Raw genomic sequence first — 24,842 nt, 5'->3', positions numbered from 1 at the left:
TGGAAATGCGATAGATTAAATTCCTGAGCCCGCTACAGGTAGGGTCTTGCCACTCACTATCCCGCTATTCGATAACAGTTGTGACACTAAATAGCGCGCCATCGAACTGGCACTGCTCCCTGCTTCCATACCCGGAAAAGCGGACTCCAGCATCTCGGTTTGTACTGATCCCAAAGCATAACAGTTCACCAAAATACCCTCCTTGTCTAATTCCGTGGCCAAACATTCTGTCAATATCGATAAAGCTCCCTTGCTCGAACTGTATACCGATAAACCTGGAAACTTCGAATAACCACTCATGCCGCCTATGCTACCAATGTTCATCACCTGGGATCCGTCAGACATCTTTAAAAAAGGAACTAAAGCCTGGGTAAGGAAATAAGGTACTTTGTAGTTGACCGCTGTGACGTGATCAAAATCTTCCTCTGTCATCTGATCAAAAGGTTTGTTCACTAAGGCACCAGCATTATTAACAAGTACATCGATCCCGGGCCAATTTTTATCTACAAAGTCTACAACGGATTTTCGATCGGAAGAACTCTTAAGATCAATGACCAGCGGCTGCACATTTTTATGAACCACTGATTCGGACAATTCCCGAAGCAAATCTTCGCTTCTTGAAATTGCTAAAATGATGTTTTCAGGATCTTTGGCCAGTTCCTCTACAATTGCTCTTCCTAGACCGCGACTCGCACCAGTTACTACTATATGTCTTTTTTTACTCATGACTTATTCCTTTTCGTATTCGCTCAGTAAGTTTCGAATATCCTTTTTGAGCTGCTCAATGTCTTCACTTGAAGTTCCATCATAAAAACCTCGTAATCTCTTGTCTGGATCGACCAACACAAAGTTCTCTGTGTGGATAAAATCCTGTGCTCCGCCATCACCTTCATCAAGCACCGCGAAGTAGTCCTCGCGCGCGAGCTTATATATATGCTCTTTTGCTCCTGTTGTCAACATCCACTGATCTGGGTTAACACTATACCTGGCCGCGTAATCTGCAAGGACTGAAACAGAGTCGGCTTCTGGTGTTACAGAATGAGACAGGAACATCACTTTGTCGTTCCCTTCGAACTCTTCCTGCAGTTCAGACATTTTACTGCTCATTTTCGGACAGATGGTTTGGCAACGTGTGAAGAAGAAATCAGCAACATAAATTTTGTCTTCGAATTTCTCTTCAGAAATCGTATCGCCAAGTTGATTGATTAAAGTAAACTCTCCTACTCTATGATCACGAGTTTTCTTTTGGAGAGAAGGGTCAACCAGATCGGGGTTAATATCTGCCGGATTATATATTGGTAAAGGATCGGGTTGTTTTAAAATAAAATACCCAAAGAGAACAGCTGCAATGAAGATTACTCCGAAAATGACTACTCTTTTCATTAGATTGAATTCTATTTAAAATTTCTAAGAATTTGATTTACCTGATTAACATAGCCGGAGCCAAAAAGATTAACATGCACAAGTAGCGGATATAAATTATGTAGCGGCAATCGCTCTTGCCAGCCGGATTCCATAGCAAATGAATTATTGTAAGATTCGTAAAAGGCCGCTGAGAACCCGCCAAAAAGCGTAGTCATTGCGATGTCGGATTCACGATGTCCAAAGTAAGTCGCTGGGTCAATGAGAACTGGAGCGTTTGTGCTATCTACTATAAAGTTTCCACTCCACAGATCTCCGTGAATGAGGGAAGGAGATTCTTCGGGGACTTCAGTTTGGAGCAAATTGTAAATGTGATCGAAAGAACTGCTGAATGTAAACCCCGCATCTACCGCCATTCTCACCTGGGGCTCTATTCTGTGTTTAATGAAAAACTCGGCCCAGGAAGATTCCCAGGTATTGGACTGCCTTAGCGAACCCATGTAATTGTCGTGATCTAATCCAAACTTTTCACCTATTTCGCGATGTAAATTGGCCAATCTTTGACCGAACTCTTCCCAGAAAGAATCTGTTTCGGATCCCGATTCGATCCACTCCGTGAGGAGGTAGGCTACAGAGTCGAGTTCACCTGTTGCGATTACATTGGGAATTCGAATATGATTTCCTCTGGAAAGTAGCTCCAGACCGCTCTGTTCTTTATCAAACATCTGAGGAAAAGCTTCTCGCTTATTCCATTTTACGAAATAATTTGTGCCGTCAGCTAAAACCCGTGCAGCATGATTTATGCTACCGCCCCCCACGGATTTAACACTTTCAACCTTTACAGTCTTCTTTGTGAAGGCCGATAGCCTGGAGGAAAGCTCTTGCTTAAGATCTTCTGGCATCATGCTCATCGGGCGTAAACCTCCTCTCCTGAAACGAACGTTTTAAGCACTTCTGTTTTGAGCACATCTTCTTCGCTCACGCTCATCAAATCTTTGTCGAGAATAATAAAGTCTGCTCTTTTGCCTGGCACCAAAGAACCCTTACCTTCTTCTTCAAAACCTGCCAGGGCAGCCCAGACTGTCATTCCCTTGAGCGCTTCTATTCTCGATAATGCATTTTCAGGTTGGAAACCTTCTTCTGGCTCTCCATCTTCATCTTGCCGAAAAACAGCCGACTGAAAGGTTTCGAAAGGCGAAATATCTTCGATTGGGAAATCAGTTCCCAGCGGAATCCAGCCGAGTTGTTTCTTCAGGTCGAGGTAAGCATAAGCGTTTTTGAGACGCTCCTCGCCCAATCTCTCGTCAGCCCAGTGCATATCCGAAGTGGCATGTGTTGGCTGCACACTAGGAATGATGGAATATTCACCAAACTTGTCAAAATCTGCACGGTTAACGACCTGAGCATGCTCAATTCTCCACCTCTTATCATTTACTCCACCCAGTGCATCCGCATAAACATCTAGAATGAGGTGCACCGCAGAATCGCCAATGCAGTGCGTGTTCATCTGAAATCCAGCTTCCGACAGATCTTCAGCTCTATCATAAAAATACTGAGGATCGCTGAGCAGAAAACCGTAATAGCTGCTATCAGTTACATCTGAATATGGGTGCATGAGGCAAGCTCCGCGTGAGCCTAAAGCTCCATCAGCGTAAAACTTAAAAGATCTGACGTTCAGCTTTTCGGTTTTGTAAGGTCCTGAAGCGAGGTACTTCTCGTAGTTCTCTGGATGGTCACTGAGCATTGCGTAGACATTCATCTTGAGATCTCCTGTTTGATGAAGACTGTCAATCACTTCTATTTCATTCCACATCAGACCGGCATCGTGAATGCTGGTGAGACCAGTTGCAAAGCAGTTTTCCTGCGCGGTCATCAGAGCCTCTGCCATTTGCTCTCTGTTTTTATCAGGAATGGCGCTATTTATGAGATTCATAGCGTTGTCAATAAAGACACCGGTCATTTCACCATTTTTCATTGCAATCATCCCGCCTTCCACTGGAGTTGATTTTTTGATGCCGGCAAGGTCCATGGCTTTTTGATTAGCCAGGAGGGCATGACCATCTATTCTGGTAAGAACTACAGGAGTAGTTGGAAACAAACTGTCGAGCAGTGCTTTGTTCGGCAAGCTTTTATCGTTCCAAAGATTTTGATCCCAACCCCGGCCCAGGAGCCAGTCACCTTCAAAGCTTTTTGAGTAATCGCTCGTTCGCGTCACCACCTCATCGAAACTCTTGACACCTGAGAGATCGAGCTCGTTGTATCGAAGTCCGTAAGCCAAAAAATGGCAATGCGCATCAATGAATCCAGGATAAACTGGCTTGAGTTGTGCATCCACCTTTCTTTTAGAGCTATACTTATTCAGAATTTGTCTATCAGCACCCAACTCGAGAATCTTTCCGTCCTTAATTGCCATAGCCTGATGAGTGTCATTGGATTCGTTCATGCTGTAGATCTGAGCATTGTGCACAATGAGATCAGCTTGCTGACTTTTCATACAACTACTCAAAGCTAGCGCTAACAATATCCACACAAAACTGACTTTATTTAGAATCATGGCTGCTATTTTGATTGAGTGCGAATTTAATGCAGTTCTTACAAAGGGCAATTTTGATTCGGACTTCTCGAAGTTTTCCTCAAAAGATGCGAGTTGGACAAGCCGACCGCTGAAAGCTTTTACTTTTGTTCGATACAAAAATCAAGAATGCCATGAAGTATCAATCTGAAATCATCATCGACAAGCCATTGGAAAAGGTGGCTGAGCTTTTTGACAATCCAGAAAACATGAAAGTGTGGCAACCGGGCTTGGTAAGTTTTGAGACGATTGAGGGCGAGCCAGGGAAAGAAGGAGCCGTTTCAAAACTACAATACAAAATGGGCAAGCGAGAAATTGAAATGAAGGAAACCATTTTGAAGAGAAACCTGCCGCATGAGTTTTCGGGAACTTATGAGGCCAAAGGAGTATTCAACATCATGGAAAACCACTTTGAAAAAGTAGACGAAAACAAAACACGTTGGCTAGCTGATGTCGAATTTCAGTTTGATGGTTTTGCGATGAAAGTAATGGCCTGGATGATGCCTCGAGCTTTTAGAAAACAAACCATCAAAAACATGCAGAACTTTAAGGAGTTCGCTGAGTCTCAACCCACCACATGAGCTAGACTTGATTGAGGCTTTGAATACACCGTTGCTCAGGCAATGTGAAAGGGCGTCAATTAGCCATTGACATATCGCTATCGATAGGCTGGATTTGAATATCACCAAACAATTGCTGCTTATCTAAGTTAGTAATGATAGCATCCAATCAACCCCTAGTTGATTGGAATTCGCTAAATTCAAAAAATTACTCACTAAAAAAACCAAGATCGAAATGGCTAAATGTTTTGCTCTAATAGGCTGGAGCCTTCCAGTGATCGAAAGCATGCAAAAAACGGGAAGACCCTTTGTTGTGGTTTCACTTCCTGATTTTCAAACATACGCGGATGAAAATGACATCCCTTTTGTCGGATACGAACTCAACGAGTGGAGTGACACATCCAACTCCCGCGATTTACACGAAAAGTTAAAAGCGTTTGACGTTGACGTAGCTGTTCCACTTTTTGAAGAAACTGTAGAATGGGCTGGAGCCCTAAACTCTATTTACAGAGACGACCCCCGAGTACTCAACCGTGCGTTTCTTTTCAGAAACAAGGCGATGATGAAACGTAAGGCTTTGATTGGCGGCCTCCGGGTTGGACTTTTTGAAGAAGTTCACACCAGAGATCAGGTACGTCAATTTATGAAACGTCTTAACGAAGCCAACCTGCAGATGGAGGGCGAAGAGTCGAGTTGGGTTCACCTGAAACCATTTGCGGCAGCAGGAACTGTCGGACACAGACTTTTGCGAAGTGAAGAAGACATTGATAAAAAGGTAGAAGATGGAGATTTCCCATGTTTGGCAGAAAGCCACCTTGTAGGTCAGGAATTCTCTTGTGAAGCCTTTGTTCACAAAGGAAAAATTAGATTCCTGAACATTACCGAATACGTGAAATTGGGATACTCCAACTTCATACCCGAGGGATCTTATCTTGCATCCAAGCGTCCCCTGATTCACGAAAAGATGCAGCAACTCGTTGACATATTCGGAATCGAGTACGGAATGATTCACCCCGAATGGTTTATCGATGAGAATGATAATCTCAGCTTTGGTGAGGTAGCTTGCAGAATTCCAGGAGGTCACATTCTCGAGCTCGCTTCAAAGGCTTACAACTTCGATGCACTTGCGGCATTTGTGATTTGTCATGATCCATCGTTGACAGATCAAGAGCTCGATGAGATTTTCCCACCGAAAGATTACAAGCCGGAAAATTACTACGGTAATGTGATGATTTATCCACACAAAAATGAGATCTCCAAATTAGAGATTCCCGAAGAACTGAACGAAGAACCTTACTTCCTCGACCACTCACTGGTTCCGCCACTGAGCACTCAGAAAATTTCGGACAGAAGCGGTTTTGGTAACCATTTTGGAACGGTGAATTTTAAAGGTGAAGATCCCGAGAGAATCAAAGATCTACTGCAGCATTACGAGACTGTGGATTTCTACCTATAACACATAAACAAAGAAAATCAGCGATTACATGATCGATACTCCCGAAAGAGTCTACAACAACTTTGAAACGAGCTTTGAGGAACTAAAGACTGCCTCAGCTCTAACGAGAAAAGAAAAAACCCAGCGACTGGCCAGCCAGATAAATCTACTGAGCCGAACCAAAGACGGCATCAAGTTCTTGTATGAGAAAAGTCTGGATGTAGAAGCCGCTGGCTTTTTTGCAGACTCTCCGTGGAAAGAACCGAGAAAACTAGTGCCCTCCCTTGTGAAAGGCACGCTGAGGGCAGGCAGCCCAACATCCGACTTTGAAGTGATGAGCGACTTGAGAATGTTGGCTTATGCCAACGGTCGCTCGGAGGGTGAAGCCAGCATTTCACAGGAAGAAGCTCAACAGTACCTCGAAGAAATAGTGGTTCACAACCTCGAGTTTGTATTTGAAGAGCTCACTGAGGAATCACGTGCTGCAATGAGCAGTCAGGAGCAGAAAAAAGTATTTAATCTGTTTCGCATGCTCTCGGAGCACGCAGGATTGGACAACATAAAATCGAATCTCGCAGAAGAGATTAAATTAACCTGCGAACAGCGCCCCATAGTTACGCGGAAAGCCCGAAGGCTCATCCACATGGTGAGATCGAAAATTTCACTTGACGGAGGAACTGAAGCAGACAAAACACTACAGTTCTATGTCGACTCCATTCACGGACCGTCTCCACTTTCGAAAAAGTGTGAATCACGGGAAGAGTATGCGAGTAAACTGGACAGCCTTTCCAGCGACAGGTTAGAAGAAGAAGCTGAATCGCTTGGGCGATATTTGCAGGCGACCGGTTTGTCAAATGGCTATCTTGGATCGTTTGTGCTAAAGGTGGTGCATTCAAATCCCGATCTGATTCCTCTGGCCCTTGGACTATCGCCTTCTGGGAAAGCCGAATGGTCCCATCATCAATCTAGAGTTTCCAACCTCATTGAACAGGTAGTAACTGACCATAATTATCAGTGTCTTTATGGACTGGCTATGATGTTGGAGAAAAGTCTTTTCGCTCGAAGAGCTGTGCGGGCGGGTCTGAATAACTTACTTCTAGTAAACATTCATTCGCAAATTGAAAAGCGCATCTTAAAGTCTGTCATTCAGCCGCACGAGTCAGTAACGGCTAAACAGTATTTAATTGGTGCGACAATCAGAACTCTGGGTCAACCTCTAGGGGTCGGACAAGGAAACAACGCTACTTGCCAGTCGGCTCGTGGAATCAGCATGTGGAGCCAGCATTCACCGGCCAAGCTGATTAACATGATCATTACAGTGGCCACGCAAAACAATCTGGTAATGAGATTTGAGACCCAGGATCTTGAATCTATCAAACTTGGAAAAGGGCTAATTGATAAGCTCGATTACAATTTAGATGCAGTTTCGGCCATTCTCGTTCCTCACCTTGATAAGATTTATAACGAGATGATGAGGAGAGCAGCGAACCGCGGGGAAGATCCTCACAAATGGGTTAACCCCACGCTATACGGATCTTGGATACAGATGGGGTTCGCTGGAGTCTATGACTATTTTACTCAATCGATCCATGACTACAAGGGTTTTGTAAAGATATTTTATGCTGCATTTCACCCTGATTTAAATGGTGGAAGGAAAATGGTTTATCCCAATCCGGTAGGTATTTTCATCACATCCAACAGAGGTGACATGGTTGGATTTCACGCAATATCTTTACTTAGGGTGAAGAAGAATCCGAACACCGGAGAAATTCGTTGTTACTTTTTGAATCCAAATAATGAGGGTCGACAAGATTGGGGACAGGGCATTAAACCTACTGTTTTTGGCAATGGTGAACGTCATGGGGAGTCCTCACTACCATTTCACCAGTTTGTAGCCAGGGTGTACGCCTTTCACTACAACAATCTTGAAGCAAAAAATCACTTTGATGAAGTGCCTCAGGAAGAAATCGATAAGGTTTACAAATTATCTAAAGAAAGCTGGGGGACTTCCTATGTTTGGCACGAAACTCCAAGACAATGGTAAAACACTCTTCAAGAATTGAGCTGAGCCAATCGGCATTGAAAAATAACATAAACTTTCTCCGAAAAAGAATCGGAGACAACGTCAGACTATCGTCTGTGGTAAAAGCCAATGCATACGGCCACGGCATTGCCACCTATGTTCCTATGGCAGAGAAATGCGGAGTGAAGCATTTCTCTGTGGCATCCTCATTTGAGGCTGAGGAGGTGTTGGAAGTCTGTGCCAATGACACTAAAATTATGATCATGGGTATCCTCTACGATGAGGACATACCCTGGGCAATAAAAAATGAAATTGAGTTTTATATTTTCAATTACGACCGATTGGTTTTGGTCAATAAAATTGCAAAAGACATTGGCAAAAAAGCTCACATTCACATTGAGGTTGAAACCGGAGCCAACAGAACTGGTGTAGCGGAAAGAGAGTTCGCAAAATGCCTGACATTTTTAAAAAAGAACTTGGATCAATTTGAATTTGAAGGCTTGTGTTCTCATTTTGGTGGAGCTGAGTCTTTCTCAAATCAATTTAAAATTGACAAGCAGCAAAAGCGATTTGAGGAATACTGGAAAGTCTGCAAAAAAAGAAAGCTCATGCCGAAGTTTCGTCACCTGGCAAGTTCGGCTGCATCGCTTCACTACCCTAAGTCGCGATTTGATATGGTTCGCGTAGGAGTTTCGCAGTACGGTCACTGGCCAAGTCCTGATATTTACTACGCCTATCTTCAGGAACAAAATAAATCTTCAGCCAATGCTCTGAAAAGAATTGTTTCCTGGAAAACCGACATCATGGACATTCGGCCGGTAAAAGAAGGTGAATTTATTGGCTATGGCACAGCCTACCAGGCTACTCATGACATGACAATTGCAGTACTGCCACTGGGCTACTCCAACGGATACCCCAGAGCGTTGTCAAACAGAGGTTTTGTTTTGATAAATGGAAAAAAGGCCCCTATCACGGGATTGATCAACATGAATCTTTTTATGGTAGACATCTCACATATTCCTGAAGCACAGGTGGGAGATGAAGTGGTACTCATAGGAAGACAAAAAAACAACACCATCGGGATCAGTTCTTTTACCAACACCACTCAGCTGCTCAACAACGAAATGATGAGCAGACTGCCTCAGGCGATACCCAGAAAGGCAGTCCGCTAATCAAAACGAAAATTGTTACCCAATGCCGCGAATCACATCGTGGCGAGTGATAATGTGGTGTTGACCTTCATCAAGCTCTACCAAAACGGCTGGAACGTCTTTAGAAATCAGCTTGCTGACTTCAGAAATTGAAGCAGCCGACTGAACCACGGGAAATGGCTTCTGCATCACTTCCGATACTTTTTTCTTAGACACTTGGCGATCATCGCTCAGGAGTTGAAAAATTTGGGTTTCATCTAGTGAACCAACAAACTCACCGTCTTTCATCACTGGAAGCTGCGAGATCTTGTATTCGCGCATCTTATCAATGGCGTGACTCACCAACTCTTCAGATCCAACAGTAACCAGAGACATATCTCTGTGGTCTTCGATCAGATCGTTGGCAGTTTTATTGTCTTTATTAAGGAATCCGCGATCGCGCATCCAGTCATCGTTGAAGACTTTTCCAACGTAGCGTGAGCCATGGTCGTGAAAAAGCACAACCACAACACTGTCTTCATTGAGCTCATCTTTGATTTGGCGAACTGCCTGAAAAGCAGACCCAGCAGAGTAGCCGAGGAAAAGACCTTCTTTCTCTGCGAGCTCGCGAGTTACAAGTGCACCTTCCTTGTCGGTCACTTTTTCGAATCGGTCGATAACGCTAAAGTCAACGTTTTTTGGAAGAATGTCTTCACCAATTCCTTCTGTGATGTAGGAGTAGATTTCGTTCTTATCGAATTCTCCAGTTTCGTGGTATTTTTTGAATACAGACCCATAGGCATCTGCTCCAATGATTCTCACGTCCGGATTTTTCTCTTTTAGGTATTTTCCAACTCCAGAGATGGTTCCACCTGTTCCGACACCTACCACAAAGTGAGTGATTTTTCCATCGGTCTGGTCCCAAATCTCAGGACCGGTCGAGTCGTAATGCGCCTCCCGATTGCTAAGGTTGTCGTACTGGTAAGGGTAAAATGAATTGGGAATTTCTTTATTGAGACGCTCCGCAACTGAATAGTAAGAATCTGGATGTTCGGGAGGTACCGCTGTCGGGCAAACAATCACCTTCGCACCAAGGGCACGCAAGATGTCCATTTTCTCTTTGGACTGTTTGTCGCTCAGCGTGCAAATCAGCTTATAGCCTTTCACGATGCAGGCGAGCGCCAGTCCCATGCCGGTGTTTCCTGAAGTACATTCGATGACGGTACCTCCTGGCTTCAACTTTCCGGCCTTTTCGGCATCTTCAATCATTCTCAGCGCCATCCTGTCTTTCACAGAGTGTCCCGGATTAAAGTATTCGACTTTGGCTAGAACCGTCCCCGGAATATCTTCGGCCAATTTATTAATCCTCACCATTGGCGTATTTCCAATGGTTTCTAGTATGTTGTTCTTGATTTTCATCTTCTAAAATTATTGCGGTGCAAAGGTAAAATCTTCGCTGGGAAAAGCGGACAAAAACCACGAGAACTAGCCTCGTTCAAATTCCGTTGGAACGAAATAAATGGAACATTGTTCAAGCCTCCATTTTTGATTCTGAGCTAAATGGAGTAATTTAACCTCAAACTTTCACCTTATGAAAACAACTATCCTGTCAGTCATCGCCATTTTTCTATCAATTACGCTAATCGTTTCCTGCTCCCGAGAGGAGTTGACACCCAAGGTGAGCAAGACGAAGCTGTCTTTAACACCGCCTGACTACGATTATCTGGCAGTATCAAAAAACGTTGGATATCTTGGACGAGTTTTATTTTACGACAAATCACTTTCGGTAAACAACAGTATTTCTTGTGCTTCGTGCCACAAACAAGAACTCGCTTTTTCGGACCACGATCAGTTTAGCGGTGGATTCGAGAATTTGAAGACTTCAAGAAACTCTCCTCCCATCCAAAATTTGATGGGCGCCCTGAACGGTGATACGTTTGGAATTTTCACTAGCGGTCAATCTCTTTTTTGGGATGGAAGTGAAACCGATCTGCAAAATTTAGTTTTAAAACCCATCACTCACAGAATTGAAATGGGGATGCGCTCTCCTCAGGATTTGGTAGATAAACTGAGAACTGTGAGCTACTACGAAGAACTTTTCAATAATGCATACGGAAGTCCCGAAATTACTGTGGACAAAATCAGTGAAGCACTGGCTGGGTTTGTAGGTAGTATTGAGTCGAACAAATCGAAATTTGATGTTAACCTAAATACTCTCGAAAACTCGTTTAGTGAAATGGAGATGCGTGGTCAGGATTTGTTTTTTGGTGACTACGACTGCGGAAGCTGTCACCAACTTCAGCTACCTTTTGGCTATGATCCTACAACAGCCGCTTTTGGAGAAATGGTAAATATTGGGCTGGATTTACAAACTACGGACCCCGGATTTGCCGATGTTTCGGGTAACCCACAAGATCACGGAAAGTTCAAAATCCCAAACTTGAGAAATGTCGAACTCACTGCTCCTTACATGCATGACGGCAGATTTGAAACTCTTGGAGAGGTAATAGATCACTACAGCACAGGGGTAGTCAACAGTTCGACACTTGATCCAAGACTCATGCAGAATGGACAGCCGGAGGTGCTAAACATTCCTAGCGAAGACAAGGCAGCTCTAATTGCCTTTTTGAAAACGCTCACTGACTATGACATGGTCACTGACCCGAAGTATTCGAACCCATTTCAGGAGCAATAAACACATCGTCAAAGTACACCAGAACAAAACTTTAAAGCCAGTCCCACAATGCGAAGATCTTTACTTTCCATTGCTGTCGTGATCTGTTCATTGATCAGCGTAGCCCAAACTGATTCACCAGGTACTGAAAACCCCGAAGCCGAGGAAAAGCAAGTGGATCATTTTGTGTCGTTTCAGGCCAATCCACTTTTACGTCAAATACTCAGTCTTTCAACCGTGCCCTCAGTAGAGAGTCCATACTTATTGAATTACACACTTAGGTTCAATGGTTCAAACCTGACAATTTCCTCTGGCTTTGGATTTAGCAGCAGTAACACTGAAAACGAAGACAATCTCGTTACCCGAAGCTCAGATCTTGACCTTCGACTTGGAGTAGGACAGCAGTTTAGATTAAACAAGTTACTGGAAATCGGCTACAGTCTTGATCTTAATTTTGGAAATAGAGATGTTTCTTCAAAGACAATCACAGTTAATGAATCTCCTTTCCAGACGGACTCTACTGTGACTGAAACTAAAACTTCCGAAGAAATGCTTGGGGCAGCTCTGCGTGCAAATTTGCTTTTCTACATCACTCCACGAATACTAGTTGGCACTGAAGCCAGTTACAGCTTTTCACAAATTGACTCGAGCTTTGACTTTAAGAGAGTGACCACTATTAGACAAAACGGTGAGGTCACTTTAGAAGATACGGCAGAAGATGAAAGCTCTGAAACCACCGAAGCTTTTGATTTCAATATCCCAGTTCAAATATTCTTTATCTTGAAGTTTTAGGCGAAGGGCTAGTCAAATCGAATAGCTTTCACCGGGCTAATGCGCGTAACGTAAAGCGCTGGCAGAATGAGGCAAACCAGGCAAATGGCGAGCGTTGCAAAATCCAGAAAAAGTATTTCTGAAAAGTCGAGATTGACCGGAACTGATGACACGTAATAGTTTTGAGGATCTAGCTTTACGATGCTGTACTCTTTTTGAAGCCAGCCAAAGCCGATACCGATAATATTTCCGATCACCAATCCAAGGCCAATAACCACAGCAGCCTGGTAGAGAAAAATTCTTACCACTCCCGAATTGTCTATACCAAATGCCTTGAGCACTCCAATCATGTTGGTTCTCTCCAGGATTATGATCAGCAATGCACTTGTCATGTTGATCACAGACACGATAATCATCAGAACAATGATGATAACCACATTAATGTCCAACATCTCGAGCCAGCTGAAAATTTCTGAATGCCGCTCAACGATTGTTGTGGCATTGAGGTAAAATGAGTCTTTGCGATAGAACACAGTGTCGCTCATCGCCCATAGATCTTCGTAATCATCTATCAAAACTTCGAAGCCTCCAGTGTAGTATTTGTAGCTACCTCCTGAGGTTTGAGTAGACGAAACAACATTTTGGCAGGCGCAATTTCCTTCAAACTTTTCGGGAACATCAAAATGCACAGTAGCCGTGTCGGGCAAGGTTTCCGATTGATCACTTACCACAACAGTGAATGAAGTATCGCTCTTTAGGCAAACCGAAAAAGGCCCTTCGCCAGTCAATGAGTCATTTGGATATCCGAAAGAGAACTCGCCATCTCCACCAAAAGCCAGTGGCTCAATTTCAAACTTCCCGCCTTCGCACGATTGTGCAACGCGCCACTCGGCTTGAATACCCCAATTGTTGATTTTGCGAATGTGATTGATGTCGATAAAAACAAACTTCTGATCAAATTCCTCAAGGCCTGTATCATAGATGCCTTTCACACGAAAAGCCCGTGGAAGAATATCTGATCGATCCTGAAGAAAGTACATCGTCACTTTTTGCCCTACCTCAATTTCCAGTCGATTTGCGATGTAAGAAGAAACCATAATATCGGTTGAGCTGCCTTCCTCTTGCATCGATATTTTCTCGCCTTCGACCAGTTTATCATCGAAAAATGACCAATCGAAATCATCAGCAACACCTTTAATAATCACTGCCTGCAAATTGTCATTGGTTTCAATGATCCCAGGTTTGATAGCGAAAAGTTGAATGTGTCGAATACCTTCAATAGTGTCGATGCTCGGATAAAAACTCTGATTGGTTTCCACACGACTGGTTTCCTTCAAAATGTTGTCGTTGGCATCGTAAATTTGGATATGCGACCCAAAGCCTACCACTTTTTCTCGCACCTCTTGTTGAAACCCCTGAACAATGGACACCGCCAAAATCATCACAGCAATTCCCAATGCTACACTGATGGTTGCCAAGGTGATAATCGGGCGGCTGAAGCGCTTTTCGTCACTGCCACGCAACACTCTGGAACCGATAAAACGTGTAAACTGGAATTTCTTCAAATCAGAATCTTCTTTGGAATATTGAGTTTGTAAAAGTAGAATAAGATTTTCATTGCCCAAGAAGGATTGTCAATCGCATATATTTGTTACAAGATGAAAACACAAACCACAGTACTTCTCCTAATAATCTTTGGACTCGCATCGCTTTTAGCATGCGATTCTTCCAAAGCCCAAAAGGTAAATGACCTGGAATACGACACTACAATTGTAGTCGGTGCTGAGCGAATGGACGCCTACTTACCCAAACTTTTGGATAAAAGGGTAGCTGTAGTAGCCAACCAAACTTCGCTTGTCAACCAAACTCATCTTGTCGACACTCTCCTTTCTCGAGGAGTGAACCTGGTAAAGGTGTTTGCACCAGAACACGGATTCAGGGGAAATGCGGCAGCGGGTGAAACAGTGAAGAGTGGAAAGGATTCAAAAACTGGCCTCTCTGTGATTTCACTTTACGGCTCGAACAAGAAGCCAACAGATGAGATGCTGGGGGATGTGGACGTACTGATTTTTGACATTCAGGATGTGGGCGCTCGATTTTACACATACATCTCCACCATGCACTACGTGATGGAAGCCGCTGCCGAAAACGGGAAAAGAGTGATCGTGCTGGATAGACCAAACCCAAACGGTTTTTACGTAGACGGACCTGTTCTCGATGAGGAATTTCAATCATTTGTCGGTATGCATCCAATTCCTGTGGTGCATGGGCTCACGGTGGGTGAGTTGGCCGAAATGATCAATGGGGAAAACTGGCTAAAAGGCGAAATTCAATGTAAGCTGGAAGTTGTGACTTGTGAGAATTACGAACATCGCGATTTGTATCGGCTGCCTGTGAAACCATCACCAAATTTACCCACTATGGAGTCGATCTACCTCTACCCTTCGCTTTGCTTTTTTGAGCCCACAAAAGTGAGCATCGGAAGAGGCACTGACTTGCCATTTCAGGTTGTGGGATATCCGGAGAACGAGCTTGGGAGCTTTTCTTTTACTCCCAAAAAAATACCTGGAGTGGTAGAAAATCCGAAGTACGAAAATCAAGTCTGCTCTGGCAGTAACCTGAAAGAGTTTGGAAGCTTTTATTTTTTCACTTCTCGCGAGCTCTATCTCGATTGGCTTGTAGGATATTACCAGAACTACCCTCAAAAAGATCAGTTCTTCACCAGCGAATCATTTTTCAATAAACTTGCCGGCAACGATGCACTGAAGCAACAAATCATGGCTGGCACGAGTGTAGAAGATATCCGAAAATCGTGGCAAGAGGAATTAGAAAAGTTCAAACTTGTACGAAAGAAGTATTTATTATACCCGGATTTTGAGTAATTTTCGGAGTCCTAAACTAAATGTCGACATGAAGAGATACTTTACCTTTCTATCTGTGCTACTCTTATCAGCAGTTTTATTCACGTCTTGTTCCAAAGAAGAGGAAGAAGCCTTGCCACCAGCTGGCTATACTTGTGGATGTGGAAATGTCAATTGGACTGGTTCAGGCTCAGCCCTTCTTGATGCCAATTATATAGTTCCAATAGATACCCTTGACTATTCGAGAAAGTATTATCTGACTGCGGACATTCGAGGTGAAAACCCGAGCATGGATATCACCCACAATTTGAATGTTGAGATTGAAATCATGGATGTAACTCCACTTCCACTTGAGCAAGTAGGTTTTTTCATACCAAAACCAGACACAGTAGAAGTTAGAGTTGAAGATGTCAGAATTTCTGAGGCAGGAACTGAAATTAAGCGTTATAGAACAATGCCCTACGACAGTTCAAGTGTCATCACGGTTCAGCCATCATTTTTTGGCAGTACAGAATCTGTCAACTTCAATGTGAACGTCAGAAGGATTCTCGATAATGGTCAACCAGCAGGATTTCCAGTGAATATTTCTGGTGACTTTACTGTTACTCCTCAAAACTAATCTTCTTTTCTAATTCATTATTCGAACAATTTTGGTGAAAGGCCGTAAGTAATCGTGAATTAAGATTGAAACGATTTTACTATGCCTTTTCTAAACACCCTGTTAGCTACTCTAATCGGAATTGCTTCTCTTGCTCAATCGAGCGAACCCGAAAAACATATTGTGAGGCGCCACGATAACGGAAACCCGTATGTGGTCGTCTACACTGTAGGCCCAGAGCACGACCGCGTAAAAGAAGAGCTCTATTATGAAAACGGTCAACTCGACTATGTGGGCCACTTCAAAAATGGCAAGGAACACGGAGACTGGATCTACTACTGGCCAAACGGTAATCGAAAATCAATCGAGCACTATCAAAATGGATCTGAAAATGGTACCATGTACGACTACAATGAAAAAGGCGAACCCATTGTAGAGTACAAATACCTAAGAGGAATCTTGATTAAAAAGACCGACCTCACTGAGCAGTGATCACCGACTCTTCTGTGACAACATAAACACTACTTCCTTTTCTCGGACGAATGAGGTGCTTGCCTGTGAAGTCACCAAAAGCCGGCATCACAAAGTGCTTCTCATTTTGGTAAAAGCAAGAAAGCCTCAGTGACTGTCTGCCGCCACCCCTCATCCTAACTCCAGGGTGAATGTGTCCAAAAATGTTTATGACTTCTGAAGGTAGATCTTCTGAAGGAATTTCATCGTGAGAAAAGTAGAAAGGACCACGCTCATGGACTTCAGGCAATAATTCAATGTTTGCCTTTTGATAGTCTGCAAGCTCGAGCAAATCGTGGTTACCTGGCACAAGAGAGAAAATAACTTTATCGAAATTTTTCCTCACGTCTACAAAATCATTCCATTCATTATTGTGATGACTGTGGGACAAATCCCCCAGGAATAACACCTCTTTGGGCTGAAAGTCCAGAATGAGGCCTGACAGTCTCCAAAAATTCGTTCGGCCTACTTCCCTGGGTACTGGCAGTCCATTCTTCCTAAAGTGAGACGACTTTCCCACGTGCAGATCGCTAATTACCAACAATCTCTCTTCTTGCCAATACAAAGCACGCCAGTGGTGGAGTATCAAGCGTTGATCACTTAGCTCAATTGCTTCGTAAGAAGTTGCTTTTCCTGCTTTCAATGGATGCTATTAACAATGAATAAATGTGTGGTCAATTCGATAACCTGACAGTAAACTAACAGTAATTTACTCTTGAAGTCCTGACAATGCGAAGATCAAAGTACTGACTCAAATTTGCATCGAAAATTAAAAACAAAAATTACAGGACATGAAAGTTTTTAGAAATCTAGTTTCAGTGCTCTCACTAACCGCCCTTTTGACACTAAACGCAACAGCTTTTGCAAGCTCCGACCCAGCTGCGGATGACATAAAAAAAGCTGTGGTTAACCGCATGACTTACCCTTCGGGACTCACTCCACAACACGACAAAGCTCTTGTGCTGGTCAGTTTCATTGTGGAGCCATGCGGAACCGTAAACATTCTCCAGGTAAACGCTTCAGACGAGAGCTTCAAGCAACATGTGATTAAGAAACTATCTCAAATGAAGTTTTCGGAAGACCAATGCAACGAAGTTGTAAACGTTAAATTTCACTTTGTCAAGTAACACTGACTACATCAAGGAATAGATATTAACACTCTTTTTCAATAAGAGTCTCAATTGATTATGGAATAGATTAAGAAAATAATCCTAAATTGAAAGCTGAATACCATAATCAAAAAAATTAATTACGATGAAAAAATTAGCTTTAAGTTTTATGATTGCAGCATTCGCTGTATTCGCAATACCAAACAATGTTCAGGCTCAAGACAGTTTCGGAACCGTAGGACTCGATATCGCTGTACCCCTAGGTGATTTCGGAGATGCAACAACTCTTGGACTAGGTCCTGCTCTTGGATATGACCTGGCTGTAAGCGACCAGCTTAGTCTACATGCGAGCTCTGGTCTCCTCTTTTATTTGCTGGACGATGAAGTCAGTGACTTTTTTGATTACTACCTTCAAGTTCCTCTTCAAGTAGGCGGACGCTTCTTCCTGGATGAAGTTGGACAGGGAATATACGTTGGTCTCAAAGTCGGTGGCCACATCACCGCCACAAAAACTGCGGATATAGAATTATTCGGCACTACGACTGAAGGTGAAACCAATTCTGACTTTGATTTAAGCCTTGCTCCAGAGCTAGGGCTTTTTGTTACAGATCAAATTTCAGCTTCTCTTCGCTATCAAATGATTTTTATTGCTGAAGACGCAGAAGCTGGTCAGGAGTCAGATACTTTCTCCTACATCGGACTAACCGGAGCATTTCATTTCTAAGAGACTTCTCATTCTATAATTTCAAAGCCGGCCAATGTGCCGGCTTTTTTTATGTTCCTGGGGTTTTTATAGCTTGCCACTTTTCTAACCTTTAAAACCTTATTAATTATGAAGTATGGAAAGCTTTGCCTTATCCTAAGTTTACTAATCTCACTCCTTTCTTTTTCTCACAAGTCTTCTGCTCAGGAAAACCTACTTGGTGGTGGTGTCGAAATTGCCGTTCCCATGGGTGATCTTGCTGACATAACTAGTTCAGGTTTTGGAATTTCATTGAGAAATGACAAGGTCCTCACTGATCAGTTGAGTTTCACCGGGCAATCAGGAATAAACTTTTACCTGATTCAAGACGACTTCAAAGAATTTATTAATAGTTACATTCAATTTCCTCTGCAAATAGGTTTGAGCTATTATCCTAACGGAGTTGGCTACGGCTTCTTTGGAGGTGTTAAAGCAGGAATGCATCTAAATTATTACTCTACTGAAGAAATTGAAACTGCTGGTGGCACTACAGGTGGAGTCGCAGAAACAGGCTACAACTGGAGTGCAGCAGGAGAAGTTGGATATGCGATTGATGGATATTACTCCATTGGATTAAGATACCAATACGTAGGTTCCGGTGGAGACACTTCAGGAACTCAATTTGGCGGAGATGCCTATTCTTATATTGCGCTCACAGGGATCTACTACTTCAATTGAGAACTCATTAAAATTCTCATAAAAAAAGGCCGATTCACAGTGAATCGGCCTTTTCTATTTTACTTAGTGACTTTCGTCTTACTTATTCATCTGGCGGATCATGTTCAGTGCTGAACCTGCTCTGTACCACTCAATTTGTTGAGCGTTGTAAGTATGGTTCGCTTTGATGGTGTCCTTCGACCCGTCCTTGTGAACGATCTCGATTGTCAAAGGCTTGCCTTCAGCGAAATCCTTTAGATCCACGAAGTTGAACGTATCGTCCTCCTGAATCAAATCATAGTCGCTTTCATTGGCGAATGTAATTCCGAGCATTCCCTGTTTCTTTAGGTTCGTCTCGTGAATTCTTGCAAATGATTTTACCAAAACAACTTTCACTCCGAGGTGACGAGGTTGCATGGCCGCGTGCTCGCGAGAAGATCCCTCTCCGTAGTTGTGATCTCCAACCACTATTGTAGGGATTCCTTCTTTCTTGTACTCGCGCTGAGTATTTGGCACAGAGTCGTATTCTCCTGTGATCTGGCTCTTCACGCTATCTGCTTTGTCGTTGAAAGCGTTGATTGCACCAGTGAGTGTGTTGTTCGAAATGTTATCGAGGTGCCCGCGAAAACGCAACCAGGGACCTGCCATTGAAATGTGGTCGGTTGTGCATTTCCCTTTCGCCTTGATTAACAATTTCACACCCGTGAGATTTTCTCCATCCCATGGCTCAAAAGGCGTCAACAAGTGCAATCTTTCAGATCCATCTTTCACTTCTACATTGATGCCCGAACCATCTTCTGCAGGAGCCTGGTAACCTGAGTCTTCAACTGCATAGCCTTTTGCCGGCATTTCAACACCTTTAGGCTCATCCAATCTAACTTCCTCACCATCTTCGTTTGTCAGGGTATCGGTAAGTGGGTTGAAAGCGAGATCACCCGCAATTGCCATAGCCGTCACCAATTCAGGAGAAGCTACAAAAGCGTGTGTATTGGGGTTACCATCGTTTCGCTTCGCAAAGTTTCTGTTGAACGAAGTGATGATCGAGTTTTTGCGATTTGGGTCGTCAGAGTGACGCGCCCACTGACCGATGCAGGGTCCGCAAGCATTGGCCAAAACTACTCCTCCCATGTGGTCGAATGTGTCGAGAATGCCATCGCGCTCTGCAGTGAACCTCACCTGCTCCGATCCTGGAGTGATGGTGAATTCTGATTTTGTCTTGAGCTTTTTATCTACAGCTTGCTGAGCCAAAGAAGCAGCTCGCGTCAAATCCTCGTACGATGAGTTTGTGCAAGATCCAATTAGTCCAACTTCGAGCTCTTGTGGCCAACCATTGTCTTTCACTGCTTTTGCAAATTGACTGATTGGCGTTGCCAAATCCGGAGTGAAAGGCCCGTTGATGTGTGGTTCGAGTTCAGAAAGGTTGATCTCGATTACTTCGTCAAAATATTTTTCTGGGTTGTTGTAAACCTCATCGTCACCAGTAAGGTGCTCTTTTACCTTGTCTGCTTCATCAGCAACATCGGCACGTTCTGTTCCGCGGAGGTATTCCGACATTTTTTCATCGTAACCGAATGTTGAAGTGGTCGCTCCAATTTCGGCACCCATGTTACAGATGGTTCCCTTACCTGTACAAGAAAGGCTACGTGCTCCTTCGCCAAAGTATTCTACAATGGCTCCGGTTCCACCTTTTACAGTGAGGATTCCAGCAACTTTCAAAATCACATCCTTGGCAGAAGTCCAACCGCTCATCTTTCCAGTCAGCTTCACGCCAATCATTTTAGGAAACTTGAGCTCCCAGGGCATTCCGGCCATTACATCCACTGCATCGGCTCCACCCACACCAATGGCGAGCATTCCAAGTCCACCGGCATTCGGAGTATGAGAATCTGTACCGATCATCATACCTCCAGGGAAAGCGTAGTTTTCGAGAACTACCTGGTGTATAATTCCAGCTCCAGGTTTCCAGAATCCAATTCCGTATTTGTTTGAAACAGTAGAAAGGAAGTTGTAAACCTCATTGTTTTTGTTGATTGCTTCCTGCAAATCGGCATCTGCACCCACTCTCGCCTGAATCAGGTGATCGCAGTGGACAGTAGACGGAACCGAAACATTTGCCTTACCAGCTTGCATGAATTGCAAAAGCGCCATTTGGGCTGTCGCATCTTGCATTGCCACACGGTCTGGAGCAAAGTTCACGTAAGACTTCATTCTTTCGTAAGGTTCCGAAGTGTCTTCCCAAAGGTGGGTGTAAAGAATTTTTTCGGATAGTGTTAGCGGACGACCTACAAGCTTTCTAGCTTTCTCGATGCGTCCTGGAAGTTTGTCATAAACCTCCTTGATCATATCAATATCAAATGCCATAATCTTTCTTCTGTGTTTACTGATTTTTGAGGTGACGCGAAATTAACAAAATTAGCTCTATCATGGTAAGCTAATGAGGCCTCTGTGTGTTTGTATTGACTGTTTTTGGGATTTTTCCTCCCATTCCTTTTGTGCCAAAGCCTTACTTTTGGTCACCTCCGGGATACCATGAATAAGAAAACCCTTGAAAATATCAAAATTGCGCTGAGGGCGATTAGCGGGCAAAGACTAAGAGCAATTCTTACCGTCTTGATTATTGCTATTGGCATCATGGCGCTAGTGGGTATTCTCACAGCCATTGAAGCCGTTAAGACAAAAATTACTGATGAGTTTTCAATGCTTGGCAGCAATACTTTTACGGTCCAGCAAAAAAACTCTTCATTCAGAGGAGGAAGAAGCGGCACCCAGGAGAAATCTTATCCTCCAATTACTTTTGAAGAGGCTATGAATTTCAAAGAGTCTTATGAAGCTGACGCAAAAGTATCGGTCTCTTCTGTAGCAGCTGGAATGGCCACAGTAAAACATCGTGGAGAAAAGACCAACCCAAACATTAGAGTGGTTGGCGGGGATGACGAGTACCTGTCGCTTTCTGGCTATGAATTGAATCAGGGAAGAAATTTCTCTTCTTCCGAATTGAGTTCGGGCAGTAACGTGGTCATTCTCGGTGCAGACATCGTAACCGACATTTTCGATGGTTCTGCCGTTAACGCTTTGGGAAAAGGAGTTCACATAGGTAGTTATCGCTACGAGGTGATCGGCATTTTGCAGAGTAAAGGAAATACTTTTGGAATGCAGTCAGACAGGCAAGTGATTGTGCCAGTGCGAAACGTGAAAAAGATTTTTGCCACACCAAGAACTTCCTACGCTGTGAATGTTTCGGTGGCAAATGCTGAAGATCTTGATGACGCCATCAGTGATGCCAAAGGCTTGTGGCGAATAGTTCGAAAAGACCCAATCGGCTCCGAGGAGTCTTTTGAGATCAGGAAAAGTGATTCGCTCGTCAACTCTGTGATTGGAGCTATCAGCAGTGTTACTATTATCGCTACAATAATTGGCGTGATCACACTGCTCGGTGCAGGCATCGGCTTGATGAACATCATGCTGGTTTCGGTAACCGAGCGAACCCGGGAAATTGGAGTTCGAAAGGCGCTTGGAGCAAGTGCCAAAACCATCCGTCAACAATTTTTGATTGAGTCAATTGTCATTGGTCAAATCGGTGGGTTCTTCGGCCTGATCCTCGGATTGGTTGTCGGGAATATTGTTGCTCTTCTAATACAGGCCGGATTTACAGTTCCCTGGCTGTGGCTTCTGGGAGGAATACTTCTGTGCTTTATAGTAGGTGTGATTTCTGGATACTACCCCGCGAAAAAGGCTGCTCAACTAGATCCGATTAAAGCTCTTCGCTATGAATAATTAAGCTAGCGGATAACTATCACCTGACTACTTTCTGTGCTTTTCAGAAAGTAAACACCCGAGCTAAGGCCACTTAGATCCAATAGGTTTTCTCCCGGCAAGAGTTTTCCGGTTTTCAATATTTTTCCATGCAGGCTATAAATTTGAAATTCGCTCTTTTCGCTAGCTTTCACGGTAACATTTTCGATCGCAGGATTTGGATATATTTCCAGCTTAGCGGTCTCAGAAATTCTCTCATCAATACCTACGGGGCATCCGGGTTCTTCGGTATTTTCTTCGATATTGAGCTCTCCTTCCACTACCCACCAGTTTTGCCATTCTCCACCAGTGCCAGTCACCCAGTCTGTCAGATTGAATGAATAATCGCCCTCCAGTGTGCCGGGCACCTTGTAAACTTTGAGTGCATCTCCTCCGAGGTTCCAAATCAGTGGCATATCTCCAACAGCCACCTCTGGCTCGTTTGGAGTCTCGCATCGCAGTCGGATGAAGTAAGCGTAATCTTCATACTCCGGATATTCACCAAAAACGCGAGCCAGTCCTTCGTCATTCACACAAACAGCCGTGTATTCTTCGCTAGCGATTCCCTTTGGATAAACCTGAAAAGCGGCCATGGCATGTGCCAAAAATGCAACGTGTCGTCCTTTCCTGTCGGGATTATCGTAGTGCGTATCGGTGATTACTCCGTCCATGAAAGGTGGCGTCACGAAATCGTCTTCTAAGGTGATGTTGGTCGAAAATGGATTATTTAGCGCTTCATCCGAAGTAACCGAAGCAAACTGAGCCACGTAATCGATTCCTCCGAGAACGGCCATCCCCGCACTTGTTCCACCAATCACTCCGCCATTTTCGATATGGTCAATAAGTGTTTCTTCCACAGCAGACTCGTTCCAAAAATCGTAGTAAGTCCATTGATTGCCTCCGGCCAGCCAAATGGCTTCAGCATTTTCCAGCATCTCAATAACATCGGGATCTTCGGAAGCCGCTGCGTTCTCAAACACGATTGTTCTCACTGAATTCACTTCAATTCCGAGCTCTGAGTACAGGTAATTGTTGTAGCCGTCAGACCCTGAAGTTCTGATAACAACTACATCCCCTCCATTGGCGCGATCCAGAAACCATCGCATGGCATTGTCGCTCTCAGTAGCTCCGCCCATTAGCACCAATCCAAAGCTTGGAGTTGTCTCCACATCCGTTTCACTACCTGTTTGATAGAGCGTATAATCCTGTTGTGAAAAAACCAGGGAAGTAAAAAAAATCGAAATAAGCGTAAGAGTCAGTTTCATGGCTTTGAGTTTTCTTTAATTACCAGCCATGAAGCTAAGCAAATCTCATTTAACATCGGACGAGGATTTCAAAAGACGATTCAGTTTCTTCACTCTTGCCACCTCCCGTGCGAGCAATTTTTGAAATTCGATTTCATCACTCTCACTGGAATCTCTCTTGTTCATCTGCTGCAGCAGCAAGCCAGAATCTACCTGTTGCGAAGCCTTCACTTCATCAAGATCTAGCTGGGAATTGTGAAGTTCAGCCTCTCCAAGTTTTTCAAAAAGCACGTGATAAGCTTGCTGCACTTCTACTACCTGAAGAGTGTTTTTGACTACTTCGGGAATCGTCCAGGATTGAGCCAAAAACATCCTTTTTTCAGTGAGTGCAACTTCATAAGATTTGAGCAACCGTTCGAGTGAATTGTCATGAAGGCCAAGCATTTTTGCCGCTTCTTCAAGTCCAGGTGGTGTTTTTAGCTTTGGCTCACTCCACCCAAAGTTTTTGTTTGAAAGAAAGCAAAAAGCCTCTTCAAATTTTTTGAGCCGCTGCAAACGGCTGATGAATAATTGAGGCACAACCGTATTTTTCAGAAAATAATCCCGGGTAGAAAAGAAAGACTCCTCGTAGGCATCTTGCATATCATCCCGATCAAATACATCATCCAGCTGAAATATTTTCACTGCTTCTTCCTGATTCATGCACCCAGTTTATGAGGTTATTCTTTTTTTGGCTTTTGCGGTCCTGACGAGCGAAAGTATTGAATTCGCTATATTTGACGACTCCATAAAAACAGTAAAT

At 43.7% G+C, this 24,842-nt stretch carries 23 protein-coding genes; 13 read left to right on the top strand and 10 right to left on the bottom strand.

Translation table 11 applies throughout. The features are described from left to right. Nucleotides 1–15: 15 nt before the first annotated feature. Genes ABHV44_RS07335 through ABHV44_RS07320 form a run of 4 tightly spaced genes read right to left on the bottom strand, consistent with a single transcriptional unit; the run spans nucleotide 16 to nucleotide 3,916 of the window. Entirely contained in the window at nucleotides 16–726 is a 711-nt protein-coding gene (locus ABHV44_RS07335) for an SDR family NAD(P)-dependent oxidoreductase (RefSeq protein ID WP_459074020.1), read from the bottom strand. A gap of 3 nt (nucleotides 727–729) precedes the next feature. Further along, on the bottom strand, nucleotides 730–1,383 hold the full coding sequence (locus ABHV44_RS07330) for an SCO family protein (RefSeq protein WP_459074019.1): 654 nt from the start codon (nucleotides 1,381–1,383) through the stop codon (nucleotides 730–732). An 11-nt stretch (nucleotides 1,384–1,394) separates the two neighbouring features. Continuing rightward, a complete protein-coding gene (locus ABHV44_RS07325; protein WP_459074022.1) occupies nucleotides 1,395–2,264 on the bottom strand; it encodes a fructosamine kinase family protein in 870 nt (289 codons plus the stop codon). Nucleotides 2,265–2,269: 5 nt separating this feature from the next. After that, nucleotides 2,270–3,916 (bottom strand): amidohydrolase, encoded by a 1,647-nt coding sequence (locus ABHV44_RS07320; protein ID WP_459074018.1) that lies wholly within the window; start codon nucleotides 3,914–3,916, stop codon nucleotides 2,270–2,272. Nucleotides 3,917–4,068: 152 nt separating this feature from the next. On the opposite strand from ABHV44_RS07320, the gene ABHV44_RS07315 reads away from it, so the two are divergent. From ABHV44_RS07315 to alr, 4 genes are all read left to right on the top strand, one after another. Then, a complete protein-coding gene (locus ABHV44_RS07315) occupies nucleotides 4,069–4,515 on the top strand; it encodes an SRPBCC family protein (protein ID WP_459074017.1) in 447 nt (148 codons plus the stop codon). Nucleotides 4,516–4,729: 214 nt separating this feature from the next. Next, nucleotides 4,730–5,950: an ATP-grasp domain-containing protein gene (locus ABHV44_RS07310; RefSeq protein WP_459074016.1), complete on the top strand. Its 1,221-nt coding sequence runs from the start codon at nucleotides 4,730–4,732 to the stop codon at nucleotides 5,948–5,950. A gap of 28 nt (nucleotides 5,951–5,978) precedes the next feature. Further along, entirely contained in the window at nucleotides 5,979–7,973 is a 1,995-nt protein-coding gene (locus ABHV44_RS07305; RefSeq protein ID WP_459074015.1) for a hypothetical protein, read from the top strand. After that, on the top strand, nucleotides 7,967–9,124 hold the full coding sequence (alr, locus tag ABHV44_RS07300) for an alanine racemase (protein WP_459074014.1): 1,158 nt from the start codon (nucleotides 7,967–7,969) through the stop codon (nucleotides 9,122–9,124). The genes ABHV44_RS07305 and alr overlap by 7 nt, the downstream gene beginning before the upstream one ends. 15 nt (nucleotides 9,125–9,139) lie before the next feature. On the opposite strand, the gene ABHV44_RS07295 is transcribed toward alr, so the two are convergent. Beyond that, nucleotides 9,140–10,501, bottom strand: coding sequence for a pyridoxal-phosphate dependent enzyme (locus ABHV44_RS07295; RefSeq protein WP_459074013.1), 1,362 nt, complete (start codon nucleotides 10,499–10,501; stop codon nucleotides 9,140–9,142). A 172-nt stretch (nucleotides 10,502–10,673) separates the two neighbouring features. On the opposite strand from ABHV44_RS07295, the gene ABHV44_RS07290 reads away from it, so the two are divergent. Beyond that, a complete protein-coding gene (locus tag ABHV44_RS07290) occupies nucleotides 10,674–11,777 on the top strand; it encodes a cytochrome-c peroxidase (RefSeq protein ID WP_459074012.1) in 1,104 nt (367 codons plus the stop codon). 48 nt (nucleotides 11,778–11,825) lie between these two features. Next, on the top strand, nucleotides 11,826–12,548 hold the full coding sequence (locus tag ABHV44_RS07285) for a hypothetical protein (RefSeq protein ID WP_459074011.1): 723 nt from the start codon (nucleotides 11,826–11,828) through the stop codon (nucleotides 12,546–12,548). An 8-nt stretch (nucleotides 12,549–12,556) separates the two neighbouring features. On the opposite strand, the gene ABHV44_RS07280 is transcribed toward ABHV44_RS07285, so the two are convergent. Next, nucleotides 12,557–14,092 (bottom strand): ABC transporter permease, encoded by a 1,536-nt coding sequence (locus ABHV44_RS07280; RefSeq protein WP_459074010.1) that lies wholly within the window; start codon nucleotides 14,090–14,092, stop codon nucleotides 12,557–12,559. Between the two features lie 93 nt (nucleotides 14,093–14,185). Between ABHV44_RS07280 and ABHV44_RS07275 the strand changes: the two genes are divergently transcribed. The 3 genes from ABHV44_RS07275 to ABHV44_RS07265 all read left to right on the top strand — a co-directional run bounded on the left by ABHV44_RS07275 (nucleotide 14,186) and on the right by ABHV44_RS07265 (nucleotide 16,478). Beyond that, nucleotides 14,186–15,409 carry an exo-beta-N-acetylmuramidase NamZ family protein gene (locus ABHV44_RS07275; RefSeq protein ID WP_459074009.1) on the top strand — a complete coding sequence of 408 codons (1,224 nt, stop codon included), beginning with the start codon at nucleotides 14,186–14,188 and terminating at the stop codon, nucleotides 15,407–15,409. A gap of 28 nt (nucleotides 15,410–15,437) precedes the next feature. After that, nucleotides 15,438–16,007 carry a hypothetical protein gene (locus tag ABHV44_RS07270; protein WP_459074008.1) on the top strand — a complete coding sequence of 190 codons (570 nt, stop codon included), beginning with the start codon at nucleotides 15,438–15,440 and terminating at the stop codon, nucleotides 16,005–16,007. 81 nt (nucleotides 16,008–16,088) lie between these two features. Then, a complete protein-coding gene (locus ABHV44_RS07265; RefSeq protein ID WP_459074007.1) occupies nucleotides 16,089–16,478 on the top strand; it encodes a toxin-antitoxin system YwqK family antitoxin in 390 nt (129 codons plus the stop codon). Here the strand turns inward: ABHV44_RS07265 and pdeM are convergent. Continuing rightward, nucleotides 16,465–17,139: a ligase-associated DNA damage response endonuclease PdeM gene (pdeM, locus tag ABHV44_RS07260; protein WP_459074006.1), complete on the bottom strand. Its 675-nt coding sequence runs from the start codon at nucleotides 17,137–17,139 to the stop codon at nucleotides 16,465–16,467. The two genes, ABHV44_RS07265 and pdeM, sit on opposite strands and share 14 nt — an antisense overlap. Nucleotides 17,140–17,287: 148 nt before the next feature. Between pdeM and ABHV44_RS07255 the strand changes: the two genes are divergently transcribed. The 3 genes from ABHV44_RS07255 to ABHV44_RS07245 all read left to right on the top strand — a co-directional run bounded on the left by ABHV44_RS07255 (nucleotide 17,288) and on the right by ABHV44_RS07245 (nucleotide 19,025). Further along, nucleotides 17,288–17,623, top strand: coding sequence for a hypothetical protein (locus ABHV44_RS07255; protein WP_459074005.1), 336 nt, complete (start codon nucleotides 17,288–17,290; stop codon nucleotides 17,621–17,623). Between the two features lie 151 nt (nucleotides 17,624–17,774). Then, the gene (locus ABHV44_RS07250; RefSeq protein WP_459074004.1) at nucleotides 17,775–18,329 is read left to right on the top strand and encodes an outer membrane beta-barrel protein; all 555 of its coding nucleotides are present in this window, start codon (nucleotides 17,775–17,777) and stop codon (nucleotides 18,327–18,329) included. Nucleotides 18,330–18,437: 108 nt separating this feature from the next. Continuing rightward, nucleotides 18,438–19,025 carry a hypothetical protein gene (locus tag ABHV44_RS07245; RefSeq protein ID WP_459074003.1) on the top strand — a complete coding sequence of 196 codons (588 nt, stop codon included), beginning with the start codon at nucleotides 18,438–18,440 and terminating at the stop codon, nucleotides 19,023–19,025. A 78-nt stretch (nucleotides 19,026–19,103) separates the two neighbouring features. Here ABHV44_RS07245 and ABHV44_RS07240 read toward each other — a convergent pair whose 3' ends face one another. Beyond that, nucleotides 19,104–21,365, bottom strand: a complete 2,262-nt coding sequence (locus tag ABHV44_RS07240; protein ID WP_459074002.1) for an aconitate hydratase — start codon at nucleotides 21,363–21,365, stop codon at nucleotides 19,104–19,106. A gap of 168 nt (nucleotides 21,366–21,533) precedes the next feature. Between ABHV44_RS07240 and ABHV44_RS07235 the strand changes: the two genes are divergently transcribed. Next, complete coding sequence (locus tag ABHV44_RS07235) at nucleotides 21,534–22,778, top strand: ABC transporter permease (RefSeq protein WP_459074001.1); 1,245 nt, start codon at nucleotides 21,534–21,536, stop codon at nucleotides 22,776–22,778. Nucleotides 22,779–22,783: 5 nt separating this feature from the next. Here the strand turns inward: ABHV44_RS07235 and ABHV44_RS07230 are convergent, their stop codons facing one another. After that, the gene (locus ABHV44_RS07230; RefSeq protein WP_459074000.1) at nucleotides 22,784–24,061 is read right to left on the bottom strand and encodes a T9SS type A sorting domain-containing protein; all 1,278 of its coding nucleotides are present in this window, start codon (nucleotides 24,059–24,061) and stop codon (nucleotides 22,784–22,786) included. Between the two features lie 45 nt (nucleotides 24,062–24,106). Then, nucleotides 24,107–24,742 (bottom strand): hypothetical protein, encoded by a 636-nt coding sequence (locus tag ABHV44_RS07225; protein ID WP_459073999.1) that lies wholly within the window; start codon nucleotides 24,740–24,742, stop codon nucleotides 24,107–24,109. Between the last annotated feature and the right edge of the window lie 100 nt (nucleotides 24,743–24,842).

The organism is Halocola ammonii (assembly GCF_049334165.1).
GTDB lineage: Bacteria > Bacteroidota > Bacteroidia > Flavobacteriales_D > Sanyastnellaceae > JBEGHD01.
This window is presented reverse-complemented; position numbering and strand designations above follow the sequence as displayed.